The sequence below is a fragment of the Neobacillus soli NBRC 102451 genome, assembly GCF_001591665.1.
In the GTDB taxonomy this organism is placed as follows: Bacteria; Bacillota; Bacilli; order Bacillales; family Cytobacillaceae; genus Neobacillus; species Neobacillus soli.
In genome coordinates, this window is the sequence record NZ_BCVI01000001.1 from 1 (window position 1) to 16,598 (window position 16,598).

Sequence of the window (16,598 nt, forward strand, 5' to 3'; positions counted from 1 at the left end):
AGATTCCTAAAACTAGTAACCCTAGTAATTGGACTGAAAATGAATACTTTTGCGAATATTAAAACAAAAAGTCGAAATTTGTAATAAAACTGTAATCCGCCTGTTATGACCATGTTATTTTAATTTTGTATATTAGGAATAACAAAGCACACTAGGGGGATTAAACAATATGTTAAAGAAAATCATCGTGGTCTTTATTATGACAATTACTTTTGGCGCATTGTTTACCACTATGGGTGATAAAGCAGAAGCGGCATATTATCATACAAAAGCAATTTCGGTTGCTAAAGCAAATCTTGGTGTTCCATATAGATGGGGCGGTTTGACACCACGTGGTTTTGACTGTTCAGGTCTTGTTAAGTATTCCTTCGGTAAGGCTGGAAAAACAATGCCGAGAACAGCATCTGATATGTTCTACAAAAAAGGATACCGTGTAAGTTCTTTAAAGGTAGGAGACTTGATGTTCTTTGGACCAAATAAGGCAAGTAAACCTACCCATGTAGCCATTTACATCGGATCCGGCAAGATGATCCAGGCTTCATCTTCAAAGGGCGTATCAATCACCTATACAAACAACAGCTATTGGAAAGCAAGATATATTGGGGCAAAACGTATATAAACAGTGGGTTATAATATTGAAAGAATAGAGCATCGGTATGCTTAACGAGTTCCGTAACCTATTGCAAACATTATAAATATTAAGGAAAATGACTATCAAAATGTATGTTAATTTGATAGTCATTTTTTTGTATATAGCGATTCCTTTGTAATTTCTCTTTAAATTTGTATATGAAATTGTATAATAAATTGTCAGGGTTGATATGAATCGTTCTTTTTTAGAGATTATGTGAACTGAGTAATAAAAAAGCAAGGATTCACTTTATACTACTGGATATAAACATTGAGGCATCTTGATTCATAAAAATACGATTACCATGATAAAATATCTTCATTTCAATTGATTTAAATCCTACTTCGGATAACCTTTTTTTCAGTTCTTCATGCGAAAAACCGTTATGAACTTTCGGATGATGTATTTTATCGTTTTTGTCAAAATCAATAATAATTAGCTTGCCACCATTATTTAAAATGTTGAACAATTCTTGTAAAATTTTTTTAGTATCCGGAATATGTAGAAGGACTAGTGACATTAAAACTATGTCTGCCTTAAGTTCAGGAGTTTCTAGAGTAAAATCTGAATAGAGCACTTTTGAATTGGAAATTCCTTTGTGAGAAATTTTAGCTTTCGCAACCTCCAACATTTGTTTTGATGAATCTACCAACAAAATCGAATCAACCAAATCTGATATTTCCAAACTAATTAGACCAGTACCACTCCCATAGTCTATTAAAGATTTTGATTTACTATTTTGTAATCCTGATCTTACTTCCTTAACTATAACCTTAGCTAATTCAATTCTTTCTTCTGTATCATATCTTTTTGCCATCTGTTCAAAAACATTATTTTCCATATTCCACTCCCCTAATTTATTAAATAAACTGATTAAATGAAAAAAGGTTAATTTTGTCATATTTATATTGTGGGTTAAAAGGTATATGAGCTGCTTTCGAGGGGATGAACCGGGGCATCAGTTTACTGTATGGTAAGGTCTGGCTATTTTTTTGTACTCTTCCTATTTTAATTATATCATACAAAAAATGGATAATATAGACTGTTTTTTCCCATGTACTACTGGTAAAATCAATAGAACATTAATGGTTGGGAGAGATGTAGAATGGGTTCTTTGGCTCTCGGTTTTCAGGAAATGGAAAAAACACAGCTTTTGCTCGTAGGCGGAAAAGGGTTGAATTTAGGGGAATTATCAAAAATTCAAGGATTACAAGTACCAAAGGGATTTTGTATTACAACAGTAGGATATCAAAAAGCCATCGAACAAAACGAAACGTTTCATGCTTTGTTGGATCGACTAACAATGCTAAAAGTAGAAGATCGAGATCAAATTGGTGAAATCAGCAGGAAGATTCGACAAATTATTATGGAAGTAGAAATTCCTTCCGATGTTGCGCGCGCAGTTGTTGACTATCTCCCCCAGTTTGGCGAGGAACATGCTTATGCAGTGCGTTCTAGTGCAACTGCTGAAGATTTACCACATGCCTCTTTTGCTGGTCAACAAGACACCTATTTAAATATCATCGGCAAAGAAGCCATTTTAAAGCATATCAGCAAATGTTGGGCTTCCTTGTTTACGGATCGGGCCGTGATTTACCGTATGCAAAACGGATTTGACCACAGACAAGTGTCTTTATCCGTTATCATTCAAAGGATGGTTTTCCCCCAGGCTTCAGGGATTTTATTTACCGCTGATCCGATTACTTCCAACCGAAAGTTACTATCGATCGATGCCAGTTTTGGACTTGGAGAAGCACTGGTCTCTGGTTTGGTATCTGCCGATTGTTACAAAGTAAAGGAACAAAACATCGTTGATAAGATGATAGCAACCAAAAAATTGGCTATCTACGGAAGAAAAGAAGGCGGAACAGAGACACACGAAATCGGTCCTGATCAGCAAAAGACTCAAACACTTACTGATCAACAAATTTTACAACTAGCACTCATCGGAAGACAGATCGAAGCTCATTTTGGCTGCCCGCAAGATATTGAATGGTGTTTGGTTGATGATACTTTTTATATTGTCCAGAGTCGTCCAATCACTACTCTTTTCCCCATCCCGGAAGCGAATGATCAAGAAAATCACGTTTACGTATCTGTTGGTCATCAACAAATGATGACCGACCCCATGAAACCATTGGGATTGTCTTTTTTCCTGTTAACGACTCCTGCACCAATGCGTAAAGCTGGTGGAAGGTTGTTTGTAGATGTCACACATCAACTGGCTTCACCTGTCAGTAGAAACATTTTATTAAATGCAATGGGACAACACGATCCGCTCATGAAAGATGCCCTTATGAACACACTTAAGCGAGGAGATTTTATAAAATCGTTACCAAATGATAATAAAGCACCGAGTCCCACCAAAGGCAATACAGAAATGCTGGAACAAATCGAAAACAATCCATCAATCGTTTCTGATTTGATTAAGCGCAGTCAAACATCCATAGAGGAGCTAAAACAAAACATCCAAACGAAATCAGGATCAGATTTAATTGATTTTATTCTAGAAGATATCCAGCAATTAAAGAAGATTTTATTTGACCCACAAAGTTCAGCTGTATTTATGGCTGCTATAAATGCTTCATCATGGATTAATGAAAAAATGAACGAGTGGTTAGGTGAAAAAAACGCAGCAGACACGCTTTCTCAATCTGTACCAAACAATATTACTTCGGAAATGGGTCTAGCACTATTGGATGTCGCAGATGTGATTCGTCCTTATCCAGAAGTCATTGATTATTTACAACATGTAAAAGATGATAACTTTTTGGATGAACTGGTTAAGTTTGATGGCGGACTGGAAGCTAAAGACGCTTTCAATGCCTTTCTCAACAAATATGGTATGCGATGTGCCGGAGAAATCGATATTACGAAAACTCGCTGGAGCGAAAAACCAACTACACTTGTCCCCTTGATTCTCAGTAACATCAAAAACTTTGAGCCGAATGCCAGCCATCGGAAATTTGAGCAAGGGCTTTGTTTTGCTTTGAAAAAAGAACAAGAGTTATTAGACCGATTGAAGCAATTACCGGATGGTGAACAAAAATCCAAAGAAACCAAACGTATGATTGACCGAATCCGGAATTTCATCGGGTATCGGGAATATCCAAAATACGGCATGATCAATCGCTACTTTGTTTATAAGCAGGCTTTACTGAAAGAAGCTGAAAAACTCGTACAAGAGGGCGTTATTCTTGAAAAAGAAGATATATACTATCTCACTTTTGAAGAACTTGGCGAAGTCATACGTACAAATAAACTGGATTACAAGATCATCAGCAAACGAGCATACGAGTACAAATTATATGAAAAATTAACTCCGCCACGTGTTATCACGTCTGAGGGTGAAACGCTCTCCGGTAAGTACAAACGAGAAAATCTCCCAGTTAAAGCTATTGCGGGTCTACCTGTTTCTTCCGGATTTATAGAGGGACGCGCTCGTGTCATTTTAAACATGGAAGATGCTGATTTAGAAGATGGAGATATATTAGTCACGACCTTTACTGACCCTAGCTGGACACCAGTGTTTGTATCGATAAAAGGCCTAGTCACCGAAGTTGGTGGACTAATGACCCATGGAGCAGTTATCGCGCGTGAATATGGGTTACCAGCAGTTGTTGGGGTGGAAAATGCCACCAAACTCATAAAAGATGGGCAACGAATTCGCGTGCATGGGACAGAAGGGTATATCGAAATAATGTAATTGCTGAATACGTCCAGATTTAATTAGTAACACCGCTCCAGTGGTTACCAGAGCGGTGTCTTACAATCTTTCCATTGGGACAAAAAATTGAAGCCAACTTTATCGGTCGTGCATACTTACAATTGATAGTTACCGATCCAACGCCAATCATTACATAAATATGGCCGATTTTCCAAATTGTCCTACAAATTTAGTTACATTTTGGCGTGTGATTTCAGGTTTTGCGATAGGAAATGGAACCCGTTACGGTATGCCGGTGCTCTTTTTTATGCCTTTCAAAAGGAATGGTAAAGTCTATTTTAGTAAGTCCATAATACTTTCATATATTTAGCTATGTAAGGGTATCCTAAGGTTTCGACTTGGATACCCTTTTTCATATATTTTTAAGAGATTCTTATTCCAAACCTTCAGTGTAAACGGCAATTAAAACAACTGCAACATCATCTCCGATATTTTTAACAAAGTGAGGGACACTTGCACACCAACTAAAAGTATCTCCTGCTTCAAGGATAAATGAGTCTTCTCCTTGTTCTGCAAGAATTTTTCCCTTGAGGACTAAATGGCATTCTTCACCTTCATGTGCTTTTTTTTCTCCTGTCGAAGCCCCAGGGGGAAATTCAACCAGTCGTATACTTAAACCGCCTCTAGCAGCTAAATGCTCCACCTTTAAATTTGAATCCTTAGAAATAGTGAATTCTCTTTCGTCTTTTCTAATGACACTCATATGCTGGTCTTTTTCTAAAAGCAGATATGGTAAAGGAACCTTTAAGAAATTTGCAATGGTTTGTAGCGTACTAATTGATGGGGATGTGTTGTTGTTTTCAACATTGCTTATAAAACCCTTTGAAAGACCCGTTTCTTCACACATTTTTGCAATCGTTATTTTTTTTCTATTTCTAATGGTACGAATTTTAGAACCAATATCCACTTTCATCACCTCAAAAGTTTCTTTATAGTGAACTTAATTACATATTAACAAAAAAATAGTTGACTTGCTATACTTATTGTTGATATTATTTAGGAAACAAATATTCATATAGGGAAACAATAAATAAAAGTTAAACGCTAATTTTAAATATTCATATTTCTAATATGAAACATTTGTTTTAAAATAAAATATTGCTTTTAACTAAAAATACGCTTGTTTTAGGGGGATTACTGTATGGAAGCCTCAATGATTTATGAGCTTCGCCGTCCAAAGAATATTGTTCCAGATAAGAAATATCCTGCATTGTTTGTCATGCATGGTATTGGTAGTAATGAACAAAATATGCTGTCATTGGTTGATGGATTAGGGGATTTCTTTTATATCTTTAGTGTTAGAGGGCATTTACCTCAGGGACCAGGATTTGCATACTTTACAATTCAAGGATATGGCAAACCACATCGTGAAGTTTTCGATGAGGGAATCAATAAATTAACGAACTTTATTGATTATGCCACTGAAAAGTATCCACTAGATTTAAGCCAATTATACTTGCTAGGTTTTAGCCAGGGTGCGATTGTTTCGATGACATTAGCGCTAACACTTGGAAAAAAAATAAAGGGTGTTGTCGCTCTAAGTGGATATATTCCTATGTTTGTTAAAGAAGAATACAACATAAATCCTGGCAATAATTTATCTGTGTTTATCTCACATGGGGAATTCGATCAGGTCTTGCCATTGGAATGGGGTAAAGAAAATGTCGAGTATTTTACAAAGTTAGGCACTCCTGTGACTTTTAAAACTTATCCTGAAGGACATACAGTTTCAAGGGAGAATCTACATGATTTCCAAGCATGGATTTTGAATGATTTACAAAGATAAGAAATCCCGAAAGCAAATAAAATAATATGGAGGGTACAAAGATGCTGCCATCTTTTTTTATCGCACATGGTGCACCGTTACTTGCAATTGAGAATAATGAGTATACAAAGTTTTTAAATCAATTAGGGCAAACGTTGCCCCGCCCAAAGGCAATTGTCTTGTTTTCGGCTCATTGGGAGTCTAGAATCCAAAAGGTAAGCAAGGTCGACCACTATAGTACGATTTATGATTTCGGTGGATTTGACCCAGCTCTATATCGTATTCAATATCCCGCCCACGGAAATCAAGAGATTTCAAAACAAATAGAGGATTTATTCACAATAAATGGAGTTCCATTTGAACTTGAATCAGATCGTGGCTTGGATCATGGGGCATGGGTTGTCCTTCGAATGCTTTATCCTAATGCGGATATTCCGGTCATCGCTATGTCTGTCAATTCTAAACTTTCTCCAGAGGAGCAATATAAAATTGGTAAAGCATTATCGGAATTAAGAGCTAGTGACATGTTAATTATTGCGAGTGGAGGAACAGTGCACAACCTTGGAGGATTAAAGTGGTCAGATAATGGTCAGGTTGATCAGTGGGCACTAGAATTTGATGATTGGTTAGCACATCATTTGAACAAATGGGACCTTCCATCGCTATTTAAATACGAGTCACTGGCACCGAATGCAAAATTGGCGGTTCCGCCATATGGGAAAGAACACTTTATTCCCATTTTTTATGCAATGGGTGCTGCAGACAATCATCAAAAAGCTACTTTACTACATCGCAGCTTTCGGTATGGAAATCTTAGTCACAGTATTTGGCAGTTTGAGTGATTCTAAGAAAATTGGGTTAATTCACCCGCTTATCTCTAATTATAAATATCTGAATTAGAGAGTTAATGATTTAAAAAGTAATGGCGAAATAATATTTTGGAGGAATAAACAATGCAATTAAAAAGTGAAGTTGGCGCAGTTATTTTACGTATCATGCTAGGTGTAATATTTTTCATTCATGGATTAGTAAAATTTCAAGGAGGAATTGAGAATATAGCAGGTTGGTTTGGAAGTATTGGATTACCAGGGTTTTTGGCTTACCTAGTTGCTGGTATTGAAGTGCTTGGTGGGATTGCATTAATTGTAGGATTTGGAACCCGTATTGTATCAGCGTTGTTTGTATTTTTAATGATTGGGGCAATAATAAAAGTAAAGCTAGCAGCTGGTTTCTTAGGCAATGCTAATATGGCGGGATATGAATTAGAACTAGCGTATTTAGCAATGGCACTATTCCTAGCTATAAATGGAAGTAAACATTTTTCATTAGGTCAAATTTTTAGTAAAAACGAATCATCACAAATGTGAATGCAATGCTTGACCAAGTGAATGCTTGGAGAGGCGCACTAAAAAATTTGCGATAAACCTGCGAGACATGGAAATAAGATTTTTGTAAAACTTTGTTTTTTACTTTCAACGGGGAAAAAGAGGGTGTCCAATATAAATGCATTTTGGACACCCTCTTTTTTCTAAAGGTATTCATGAATTACACAAAAAACACAAACTAAAAGGTGCAATATATTTAGTTGGACCAATATGTAAACGAACGTTGAATTGAATGAGTATAAATGATGAAAACAGCCTTTACAAGCAGGGCTTTTTTTTATATATTAATAATTTTGCACCTTGGAGAGAAAGACTTTTGTTGCCCATACAGGGTAAGGGAAAATCAACCATTAAAAGAAAAAGAAGCTAGCAATAAATTGTTAGCATCTATATTAATTTGGCTCTACATGGACATGAACATCATATACTCCATAATTTTTTATCATGACTTTTTCAACATGGGTAGATATATCATGGGCTTCTTTAATATCCAACGTAGAATTAACAAGAATCACAACATCAATTACTTCATTATTGCCGTAGTTTCTACCTTTAATTTCCTTTATTCCTTTAACTCCATCTACTTTTGTGATTTCATCGTGATAAAGTTGAATTTTACTTTCATCAAAACCATCTGAAAGTTCATGGGAAGCTTGTTTAAAGATATCCCAAGCTGTTTTACAGATTAATAGCCCTACAATAATGGCAGTTACCGTATCAAGCCAAGCCATATTTAATTGAGAAGCGAATATACCTACTGCTGTTCCTATACTCACCCAAGCATCTGAAATGTTATCTTTTGCTGCTGCCATTACGGATTTGCTATTAATTTTAATAGCTAATTTTTTGTTGTAACGATAAACAAAATACATGGCTAGTGCAGAAAAAACACCTACATAAGCCGCCATAATATCAGGAGACTCTTTTTCTCCTTGAAACATAGAGGTGATAGCATCAACCAACACTTGAAGGCCCACTGCTGCCATAATAAAAGAAGCGACCATTGATGCAATGGTTTCACTTTTCCAATGTCCATACCCATGGTCTTTATCAGGTGGTCTTTGTGATAACTTGAGTCCGATGAGTACGGCAATAGATGCAATGATATCGGTTGTATTATTTAGGCCATCTGCTTTTAATGCAGCGGAGTTACTTATAAATCCAAAAACTAATTTTATGATAGAAAGACATATGTAAGCAATAATACTAATTATTGCGCCACGTTCTCCTAATTTAAGATCTTTATATTTTTGCTCTTCCATTCTACTTGCCCCCCATAAGCACTTAACTATGATACAACTAAAAATATGGGTGGGTCTAGAGCAACCTTTTTGTATCGTTTTATATAAGTAGGCGATATACAAGTAAGTTGTATTAGGGAAAAGGATTCTCCTAATTTCCCTTATTAAAACGAGTTAACACCTACTAGTTGAAAAGCCAATAAAAAAACAGAGGTACCTGTAAAAAAGCATCCCTGTTTAATTTTATTGAATAGAATTATTTATTTTCACAACAATGAGCCTGTAGGCTGTTGGAAATACTGTCAAATCATTTGGTTTTTAGAATCTGCGTCTTCTTCTTTCAATTTCGATTTCAAACCGTCTTCTTCTTTCAATTTCAATTTCAAACCGTCTTCTTCTCTCAATTTCGATTTCAATTTCAATGGGGACAAACCGTCTTCTTCTAAAGCCATCACGAAAAAACATGTCTCTTCGATTAAATCCCATAAATGTCATTTAATTCAACCTCCTTTCATTTCAGAATTTTAAATTAAACAGGACAGATTAAAGCAATCTGCCCCGTTTTTCAAAATTTTTAGTAGCCCATGAAAGAAGTTCCTACAATGATAAGTAGGATGAACAATACAACAATTAACGCAAAACCGCTAACCATTCCATCACCCATGTATAACACCTCCCTGCAAATGTTTGGAATTTAAGTGGAAAAAAACTCCACTATTTATATATATTTCTTACGTCAAAGGATGATTGGACTAGCATCATCGGCAAGGAAAAAATCAGCTAATTGTTTAAACAGTTTTTAAAAATGAAAAGAAGCATCTGCAATTCATGCAAATGCCTCTTCAGAGGTAATAATATTTTAGTGAGTAAGGATGACATTTCAACGGATGCTCTTAATCGCTAGGACTAGTTTTGCCGCTATATTTATGAGAATGAGGATGGTGTCCATTAACTGTCGTGACGCCTTGAAAATTATGAAAATGCCCTCCATTGGGCAAAGGAATTGCTGGCCCAGTAACGCCTCGAATTTCATGTTTATGCCCATCATTCAAGAAAGTGACGGTAAAGTATTTATGGTTATGGGGCACTCCAGTGGGAGCGGGTTCAGTTGTACCGGCATATCGATGATCATGCCCATCATTAAAAGAGGTTACACCTGAAAAATGATGTCTATGTAGTGGTCTACCGTCCCATGAAGTTAGAAATAATGTATGAGAATGCTCAGAATCCATATTTGAACCATCTGAATGAACAACAAACCCAGTAACCGATATATTCATATGTTTTACCACCTTTATTATTCTTTTAGTACACTTTATGAAAATGGACCCAAAATAATAACTATGACGAGTTTTTTACTAAATATAAAATTTTAATTGGTTACATTTTTAAATAAAGAGTACTCATAGATGTAACAAATATTGAAAATCGCTAATTGACAATCGTTATCATTTGAATTAAGATAATAAATGAGGAATTGATATTGAAAATCGTTATCAATTAAAGATAAAGTTTCTACAAGGAGGAACTAATGGGCAAGAATCTATTATTTAAGATATCTATCCTTCTATTAATCATCGGATTTGGAATACATAACTCCGCAATGGCGGCTGGAAGTCCTAGTGAAGATATAAAAAAAGCTGAAGTATCTATTGATCAAGCCATCGATTTTGCTTCCAAAGGGAACCTTTCGGACGCAGAAAAGGCTTACAGTCAATTTAATAAAATCTGGAGACAAATTGAAGAAGGGATTAAAGCTAATTCAGCAACTGCTTATCGAGACATTGAATCAAACATGGGAAAAGTGGTTTATGCCTTCACATTAAAAAAGCAGGATCAAGTTTTACGGGCCTTACAAGATCTAAAAGCTGTGAATGAAAAGGTAGCTAGTGGCGGTTACCCAAAAGAACCGGGTTTTAAGAAAGAAGATATTTCTTTAGATGATTTTATCCTACTCCTTCAAGATACAAAGAAGGAAGTTAGTGAGCAAAATCAAACTGGGGCTTTGGCAAGTATAAAGCAGGCGAGTGGTAGCTGGTTAAGCGTAGAGGGAGTAGTTGTTGCGCAATCTGCTTCCGTTTATAGTGATACTGAAAGGGATTTGGTTACCGTCCAAGCCATGCTTGCTGCCAACCCGCCGAATAATAAAGAAGCTAATCAAACAATCGACACCATGGTAAAATACCTAACCCCTTTAGCTAACAAATCCGAGTACACTTATTGGGATGCAGCAATGATTCTGATTCGTGAAGGTTTAGAAGCTTTACTTGTTGTAATCGCACTTATGTCATTTGTTAAAAAATCAGGCGAAACAAAGGGAAAAGGCTGGATCTGGACTGGAGTATTAGGGGGGCTAGGGGTTAGTTTGATACTTGCCCTTGTTGTGAAATTTGTGATTTCATCTGGTGCCTTTGGAAATAATAATGCACTGATTGCTGGATGGACAGGGGTTTTTGCAGCTGTAATGTTATTGTATATGAGCTATTGGCTGCACAGTCAATCCAATATCGCTGATTGGAATCGGTATATTCGTGAGAAAAGTCAAACCGCATTAACAACTGGTAAACTCGTTTCGCTAGGGGTACTTGCCTTTCTTGCGGTATTTCGCGAAGGAACAGAAACGGTATTGTTTTATATCGGTATGGCAAGCCAAATTAAACTCCAGTCTTTATTCATTGGTTTTCTCATCGGCGCGGCTATACTTGGAATCCTTGCCTATTTGATGGTATTTGTAGGTTTAAAATTACCGCTGCGACCGTTTTTTATGGTATCGAGTGTGATTGTCTTTTATCTATGTATTAAGTTTACAGGAATGGGGATTCACAGCCTGCAACTAGCCGGTTTTATTCCAACAACTAACGCTCAAAGTATCCCAAGCATCGAATTTTTCGCCTTATACCCTTCTTGGGAAAGCACCATTCCGCAAGTAATTCTGGTTCTTGGTGCTGTGATTATTATTTTATCGAAGAAAATGAAAAGTAAAAAGCTGATAGCAGCAAACAATAATTAATAGAGAAAGTAGGAACTTTTTATGAAAAAGTTTAGCTCAATGGTTTTAGCAATTGGTCTTGGAAGTGCACTAGTATTAGCTGGTTGTAGTTCAAATAATAGTAAGGTTTCTGATGGAGTTAATAAAATGCTGGATACAACAGAGCAATTGTCAAAAGCAATTGATAGCGGCGACCAGGCAAAGGTAAAAGAAGTGGGACCGAAATTAGAAGATCAATGGGCAACATTTGAAGACGATGTAAAAAAGGATAACAAAGAGCTTTATGGAACAATCGAACAATATCTTGATCCAACAATTGCAGGCTCGGAAGCATCTACACTTGATAAAGAAGCTTTAGGTACTTTGAATGATAAACTTACGGATGCCCTTAAAGAATTAGCAAATAAGACGAAATAGAATGAATATACAAAGCAGGAGGCATTGAAAAGTAACTCTAATAATACTTCATATTCTGAGGAATATATGCATTCTTTAAGAATAATACTTATGTAAGAAAGAGGCTGGCAGCCATCAAAGTTTGCCAGCTTCTTTTTTTTGCTACTAAAATGAGTAATAATCTCCCCTTGAATTAAGTTACACTTCTTCAAACGATCGTAAAAAATGAATATTATTTGAACAATCAATAAGCTCAATACTATCAACAGACTATTATGTTATCGTAATTCTATTACAACAAAGTTTAGGGTGATTTTATGTATAATTTAATTAGCCAAATAAGTTCTCTCCTAAGTCAACCATTTTTTACTATGGCCAATAGTTTGGAAACCTGGCCGATTGTATTTGCATTAATATTAGGTCTTGTCGGGGCACTCGCACCATGCCAGCTTACGGGCAATATAAGTGCAATTATGTTGTATGGGAACAGTTCCATCCAAAAGAAGATTATATGGAAGGATGTTTTCAGCTTCACTTTGGGTAAAATAGTTGCTTTCTCTCTATTAGGTGGAATAGTATGGCTCCTAGGCAAAGGAATTGAACAAAATCTAACGCTGTATTTTCCGTGGCTGCGGAAAATTATGGGTCCAATTTTAATTATTGTGGGAATATATATGTTGGGCTTTATAAAATTGAAGGGGACTATAAAGTTGTTTAAGCAGACCGATGAATACAAGAGGGGAAGTAGATTTGGATCGTTCATGCTTGGACTTAGTTTTTCTTTAGCTTTTTGTCCGACAATGTTTATCCTGTTTTTTGTAACCTTAATGCCAGTTGTATTGTCAAGTCCGTATGGGTTTATTCTCCCATCTATCTTTGCTTTAGGAACTGCCTTACCACTTTTATTTGTTATTTTCATCATTTGGTATCTTGGCGGAAGTGGAATGTTAATGAAAAAAGGGCGGAAATTTGGAACATTTGTACAGCGGATTGCTGGTATTTTTATGCTTATTTTAGGAATATTTGATACTTTAACCTATTGGTCATTGTGAATAAGACCACTAATGAAATAGAATAATTATGATTATGGTCCGGGAAACCCATTTGAAGCAATATGTGAACAAATTTTGAAATTGAAAAAGTTTATTTGAAAAATAAAACCAAACCTCTTTACATAGGGTAGGGGGGTATAGTAATATAAGTGTATAAATAACATAAAATATCTAAAGGAGAGATTTTTGATGGAAAAAGTAACATTAAACGTTGAAGGAATGTCATGTAATCATTGTGTTAAAGCAATAGAAGGAAGTGTTGGTGCGCTTAACGGTATTTCTTCCGTAAAGGTTAATCTGAAAGCATCTACAGTAGATGTAGAATTTAGCCCACAAAAGCTTTCATTAGATAAAATTAAGGAAGAGATTGAGGAACAAGGATACGATGTGAAATAAAATAACCAAAAGACGTGCTAGTACATAGCACGTTCTTTTCTCAAAATTATATACCTAACCTATGCAGGGTATAAGGAGTTGACTTTTATGAGTCAAAGTATAAGGGAAACCAGTTTGCAAATATCTGGGATGACATGTGCAGCATGTGCAACTAGAATTGAAAAGGGTCTAAATAAATTAACGGGAGTGGAGGCAGCCACTGTTAATCTTGCTTTGGAAAAGTCGGCAATAAAGTATGACCCAGCAACAATCAAAGTCGAAGATATTGAAAAAAAAATTAGGGATTTAGGCTATGAAGTAGTCACTGAAAAGGCAGAGTTTGATATTACAGGAATGACTTGTGCAGCTTGTGCGACAAGAATTGAAAAAGGCCTAAATAAGTTAGATGGCGTCATGAAGGCGAATGTGAACTTGGCACTTGAAAAAGCAACAGTCGAGTTCAACGGGTCCGTCTTAACTACTAATGATATACTCAAAAAAGTGGAAGGCCTTGGTTATGGGGCTCAAACAAAAGAAGAGTCGAAAGACACAAGTGACTATCGCCAGAAGGAAATTGCCAAACAAACGAAAAAATTCATTTTTGCAGCGATTCTATCATTCCCACTTTTATGGGCCATGGTTGGTCACTTTTCGTTTACATCCTTTATATGGGTTCCGAAGATATTTATGAATCCTTGGTTCCAGTTGGTTTTAGCCACTCCAGTTCAGTTCATTATTGGAGGCCAGTTTTATATGGGTGCTTATAAAGCCCTGAAAAATAAAAGTGCCAATATGGATGTACTTGTTGCCTTAGGTACGTCAGCAGCTTATTTCTATAGTTTATATTTATCAATCATGTCCCTAATGGGAAATAGTGCTCATGAAGTAGAGCTTTATTATGAAACAAGTTCCATATTAATCACATTAATCATTTTAGGAAAGCTGTTTGAAGCAAAAGCTAAAGGACGTTCCTCAGAAGCAATTAAGAAATTAATGGGCCTTCAAGCTAAGACGGCAACAATCGAACGTAATGGCATAGAAATGGAGATTCCAATCGAAGAAGTTGTTGTTGGCGATATCCTTTATATTAAGCCAGGAGAAAAGATTTCTGTAGACGGAATGATTACGGAAGGGCAATCAGCTATTGATGAGTCAATGCTAACCGGAGAAAGTGTCCCTATTGATAAAAAGATAGGTGATGATGTAATTGGTGCTACTCTGAACAAAAATGGTTTCTTAAAAGTTGAAGCGACAAAAGTGGGCCGGGACACTGCTTTGGCACAGATTATTAAAGTCGTGGAAGAGGCTCAAGGTTCAAAAGCGCCTATCCAGCGTCTTGCCGACCAAATTTCCGGAGTGTTTGTTCCGATTGTCGTTGCCTTCGCTGTCATAACATTTATTGTATGGTATGTCTGGGTCACACCGGGAGATTTTGCTAAGGCATTAGAGAAGTTAATTGCGGTGCTTGTTATTGCCTGCCCATGTGCACTGGGTCTAGCAACACCAACATCAATCATGGCTGGTTCAGGTCGTGCAGCAGAATTTGGTATTTTGTTTAAAGGTGGGGAACATTTAGAAATGACTCACCGGATATCCACGGTTGTTTTAGATAAGACCGGTACAGTTACCAATGGAAAACCCGTGTTAACGGATGTTTTCACTGACTGTTCGCATCCAGAGGAAGAATTTCTAGCATTTGTTGGGGCAGCTGAAAAGCAATCAGAACATCCACTTGCTGAGGCGATTGTCCAAGGAATAAAAGATAAAGGCATTTCTTTGAAAGTTGTTACAGAATTTGAAGCTATACCTGGGTTTGGTATTAAAGCAATCGTTGATGGTAATGAATTATTAGTTGGTACAAGAAAATTAATGAGTAAGCATAACGTGGATGTTGCCCACGCCCTTGAGAAAATGAATGAAATGGAAAGGGTAGGAAAAACAGCCATGCTCGTAGCTATAAATGGTCAGTACGCTGGCACCGTAGCTGTTGCGGATACCATTAAGGAAACGTCAAAGATGGCGATTAGCCGCCTTAAACAGATGGGTCTAGATGTCATAATGATTACAGGTGATAATCAGCAGACGGCCAAAGCGATTGCTAGTCAGGCAGGTATTGAACATGTAATTGCCGAGGTTCTTCCAGAGGGCAAGGCTGAAGAAATTAAGAAACTGCAAGCACAAGGGAAGAAAGTAGCTATGGTCGGTGATGGAATTAATGATGCTCCAGCCCTAGCCGTTGCTGATATTGGCATGGCTATCGGAACGGGTACAGATGTCGCAATGGAAGCTGCAGATATTACACTCATTCGTGGAGACTTAACTAGTATAGCTGATGCCATCTTCATGAGTAAGAAGACCATAACAAATATTAAACAAAATCTTTTCTGGGCGCTTGGTTATAATTCGCTGGGCATTCCAGTTGCGGCCCTTGGATTTTTGGCCCCATGGCTTGCCGGTGCTGCCATGGCATTCAGCTCCGTTTCAGTTGTTCTTAATGCACTACGATTACAAAAAGTTAAATTATAATTGGATAACGAAAACAATATAACTAAGTTGTAAAGGGGCTGACACATAATTGTCAGCCTTTTAGCATGCTTCAAGATTATAGTAAAAAAAAAAGAGCTTTGAAAATAATGTTGTTATTTCAAAGCTCATTACAAATATAGTCATTCATTTATAGCCTTAATGATTCCACGTTTCATTCCCATCCAACAGCTAAACGGAATTTCCTCATTAACTGGAGTGAATTCAATGATATTTTTACCAGCTTGAAGCTTCTGTTCTATATTCATATCTGGGATTACAATGGTACTATTGCAGCCGGTTAGCTGCTCCGCATTTACTACCAACTTAACGGGTATCCCCTTCTTTACATATAGTGTATTCGGGGTATAGCTGGTAACATTAGCTGTCATATTGACAACCTGCACCCCATCCTTCATTGTTGCCTTTGATGCAGACGCTCGACTCTCACCCAAGACCCCAATATAAGCCAGCATAGTAGTTGGACTTAAATTCATCCCTGCCAGCGCCATAC

General features: G+C 36.7%; 17 protein-coding genes. 10 read left to right on the top strand and 7 right to left on the bottom strand.

Going from position 1 to position 16,598, the window contains the following annotated elements; translation table 11 throughout:
- The first annotated feature begins 169 nt into the window (after positions 1-169).
- Positions 170-619, top strand: a complete 450-nt coding sequence (locus BSO02S_RS00005) for a C40 family peptidase (protein WP_066060587.1) — start codon at positions 170-172, stop codon at positions 617-619.
- 256 nt (positions 620-875) lie between these two features.
- Here the strand turns inward: BSO02S_RS00005 and BSO02S_RS00010 are convergent, their stop codons facing one another.
- Positions 876-1,472, bottom strand: a complete 597-nt coding sequence (locus BSO02S_RS00010; protein WP_066060589.1) for a class I SAM-dependent methyltransferase — start codon at positions 1,470-1,472, stop codon at positions 876-878.
- Between the two features lie 264 nt (positions 1,473-1,736).
- Between BSO02S_RS00010 and ppsA the strand changes: the two genes are divergently transcribed.
- Entirely contained in the window at positions 1,737-4,337 is a 2,601-nt protein-coding gene (gene ppsA / locus BSO02S_RS00015; protein WP_066060591.1) for a phosphoenolpyruvate synthase, read from the top strand.
- Positions 4,338-4,731: 394 nt separating this feature from the next.
- On the opposite strand, the gene BSO02S_RS00020 is transcribed toward ppsA, so the two are convergent.
- A complete protein-coding gene (locus BSO02S_RS00020; RefSeq protein WP_066060593.1) occupies positions 4,732-5,265 on the bottom strand; it encodes a helix-turn-helix domain-containing protein in 534 nt (177 codons plus the stop codon).
- A 234-nt stretch (positions 5,266-5,499) separates the two neighbouring features.
- On the opposite strand from BSO02S_RS00020, the gene BSO02S_RS00025 reads away from it, so the two are divergent.
- The 3 genes from BSO02S_RS00025 to BSO02S_RS00035 all read left to right on the top strand — a co-directional run bounded on the left by BSO02S_RS00025 (position 5,500) and on the right by BSO02S_RS00035 (position 7,490).
- Positions 5,500-6,144, top strand: a complete 645-nt coding sequence (locus BSO02S_RS00025; protein WP_066060595.1) for an alpha/beta hydrolase — start codon at positions 5,500-5,502, stop codon at positions 6,142-6,144.
- A gap of 41 nt (positions 6,145-6,185) precedes the next feature.
- Positions 6,186-6,965, top strand: coding sequence for a DODA-type extradiol aromatic ring-opening family dioxygenase (locus tag BSO02S_RS00030; protein ID WP_066060597.1), 780 nt, complete (start codon positions 6,186-6,188; stop codon positions 6,963-6,965).
- 111 nt (positions 6,966-7,076) lie between these two features.
- On the top strand, positions 7,077-7,490 hold the full coding sequence (locus tag BSO02S_RS00035; protein WP_066060599.1) for a DoxX family protein: 414 nt from the start codon (positions 7,077-7,079) through the stop codon (positions 7,488-7,490).
- A 410-nt stretch (positions 7,491-7,900) separates the two neighbouring features.
- Here BSO02S_RS00035 and BSO02S_RS00040 read toward each other — a convergent pair whose 3' ends face one another.
- The 4 genes from BSO02S_RS00040 to BSO02S_RS00050 all read right to left on the bottom strand — a co-directional run bounded on the left by BSO02S_RS00040 (position 7,901) and on the right by BSO02S_RS00050 (position 10,029).
- Positions 7,901-8,770 carry a cation diffusion facilitator family transporter gene (locus BSO02S_RS00040; RefSeq protein WP_066060601.1) on the bottom strand — a complete coding sequence of 290 codons (870 nt, stop codon included), beginning with the start codon at positions 8,768-8,770 and terminating at the stop codon, positions 7,901-7,903.
- A 297-nt stretch (positions 8,771-9,067) separates the two neighbouring features.
- Positions 9,068-9,244 carry a hypothetical protein gene (locus BSO02S_RS26760; protein WP_157081357.1) on the bottom strand — a complete coding sequence of 59 codons (177 nt, stop codon included), beginning with the start codon at positions 9,242-9,244 and terminating at the stop codon, positions 9,068-9,070.
- Between the two features lie 79 nt (positions 9,245-9,323).
- A complete protein-coding gene (locus tag BSO02S_RS00045) occupies positions 9,324-9,413 on the bottom strand; it encodes a YjcZ family sporulation protein (RefSeq protein ID WP_066060603.1) in 90 nt (29 codons plus the stop codon).
- A 229-nt stretch (positions 9,414-9,642) separates the two neighbouring features.
- Positions 9,643-10,029, bottom strand: a complete 387-nt coding sequence (locus BSO02S_RS00050; RefSeq protein WP_066060605.1) for a YmaF family protein — start codon at positions 10,027-10,029, stop codon at positions 9,643-9,645.
- 251 nt (positions 10,030-10,280) lie between these two features.
- Between BSO02S_RS00050 and BSO02S_RS00055 the strand changes: the two genes are divergently transcribed.
- The 5 genes from BSO02S_RS00055 (at position 10,281) to BSO02S_RS00075 (ending at position 16,087) form a co-directional block, all read left to right on the top strand.
- The gene (locus tag BSO02S_RS00055; protein ID WP_066060607.1) at positions 10,281-11,759 is read left to right on the top strand and encodes an FTR1 family iron permease; all 1,479 of its coding nucleotides are present in this window, start codon (positions 10,281-10,283) and stop codon (positions 11,757-11,759) included.
- A 21-nt stretch (positions 11,760-11,780) separates the two neighbouring features.
- Positions 11,781-12,155, top strand: a complete 375-nt coding sequence (locus tag BSO02S_RS00060; protein ID WP_066060609.1) for a hypothetical protein — start codon at positions 11,781-11,783, stop codon at positions 12,153-12,155.
- 296 nt (positions 12,156-12,451) lie between these two features.
- Positions 12,452-13,186, top strand: coding sequence for an urease accessory protein UreH domain-containing protein (locus tag BSO02S_RS00065; RefSeq protein WP_066060611.1), 735 nt, complete (start codon positions 12,452-12,454; stop codon positions 13,184-13,186).
- A gap of 189 nt (positions 13,187-13,375) precedes the next feature.
- Positions 13,376-13,582 carry a copper chaperone CopZ gene (gene copZ / locus BSO02S_RS00070; RefSeq protein WP_066060613.1) on the top strand — a complete coding sequence of 69 codons (207 nt, stop codon included), beginning with the start codon at positions 13,376-13,378 and terminating at the stop codon, positions 13,580-13,582.
- Between the two features lie 87 nt (positions 13,583-13,669).
- Complete coding sequence (locus tag BSO02S_RS00075) at positions 13,670-16,087, top strand: heavy metal translocating P-type ATPase (protein ID WP_066060615.1); 2,418 nt, start codon at positions 13,670-13,672, stop codon at positions 16,085-16,087.
- A 140-nt stretch (positions 16,088-16,227) separates the two neighbouring features.
- On the opposite strand, the gene BSO02S_RS27790 is transcribed toward BSO02S_RS00075, so the two are convergent.
- Positions 16,228-16,596: a cupredoxin domain-containing protein gene (locus BSO02S_RS27790; protein WP_066060617.1), complete on the bottom strand. Its 369-nt coding sequence runs from the start codon at positions 16,594-16,596 to the stop codon at positions 16,228-16,230.
- Positions 16,597-16,598: the final 2 nt, after the last annotated feature.

Excerpts from the sequence above, each read along its gene's own strand:
- BSO02S_RS26760 (WP_157081357.1), bottom strand. The coding sequence starts at position 9,244 with ATGACATTTATGGGATTTAATCGAAGAGACATGTTTTTTCGTGATGGC.
- BSO02S_RS00040 (WP_066060601.1), bottom strand. The coding sequence starts at position 8,770 with ATGGAAGAGCAAAAATATAAAGATCTTAAATTAGGAGAACGTGGCGCA.
- BSO02S_RS00065 (WP_066060611.1), top strand. The coding sequence starts at position 12,452 with ATGTATAATTTAATTAGCCAAATAAGTTCTCTCCTAAGTCAACCATTT.
- BSO02S_RS00035 (WP_066060599.1), top strand. The coding sequence starts at position 7,077 with ATGCAATTAAAAAGTGAAGTTGGCGCAGTTATTTTACGTATCATGCTA.
- BSO02S_RS00075 (WP_066060615.1), top strand. The coding sequence starts at position 13,670 with ATGAGTCAAAGTATAAGGGAAACCAGTTTGCAAATATCTGGGATGACA.
- BSO02S_RS00060 (WP_066060609.1), top strand. The coding sequence starts at position 11,781 with ATGAAAAAGTTTAGCTCAATGGTTTTAGCAATTGGTCTTGGAAGTGCA.
- copZ (WP_066060613.1), top strand. The coding sequence starts at position 13,376 with ATGGAAAAAGTAACATTAAACGTTGAAGGAATGTCATGTAATCATTGT.
- BSO02S_RS00045 (WP_066060603.1), bottom strand. The coding sequence starts at position 9,413 with ATGGGTGATGGAATGGTTAGCGGTTTTGCGTTAATTGTTGTATTGTTC.
- BSO02S_RS00025 (WP_066060595.1), top strand. The coding sequence starts at position 5,500 with ATGGAAGCCTCAATGATTTATGAGCTTCGCCGTCCAAAGAATATTGTT.
- BSO02S_RS27790 (WP_066060617.1), bottom strand. The coding sequence starts at position 16,596 with ATGGCGCTGGCAGGGATGAATTTAAGTCCAACTACTATGCTGGCTTAT.
- ppsA (WP_066060591.1), top strand. The coding sequence starts at position 1,737 with ATGGGTTCTTTGGCTCTCGGTTTTCAGGAAATGGAAAAAACACAGCTT.
- BSO02S_RS00050 (WP_066060605.1), bottom strand. The coding sequence starts at position 10,029 with ATGAATATATCGGTTACTGGGTTTGTTGTTCATTCAGATGGTTCAAAT.
- BSO02S_RS00010 (WP_066060589.1), bottom strand. The coding sequence starts at position 1,472 with ATGGAAAATAATGTTTTTGAACAGATGGCAAAAAGATATGATACAGAA.
- BSO02S_RS00005 (WP_066060587.1), top strand. The coding sequence starts at position 170 with ATGTTAAAGAAAATCATCGTGGTCTTTATTATGACAATTACTTTTGGC.
- BSO02S_RS00030 (WP_066060597.1), top strand. The coding sequence starts at position 6,186 with ATGCTGCCATCTTTTTTTATCGCACATGGTGCACCGTTACTTGCAATT.
- BSO02S_RS00055 (WP_066060607.1), top strand. The coding sequence starts at position 10,281 with ATGGGCAAGAATCTATTATTTAAGATATCTATCCTTCTATTAATCATC.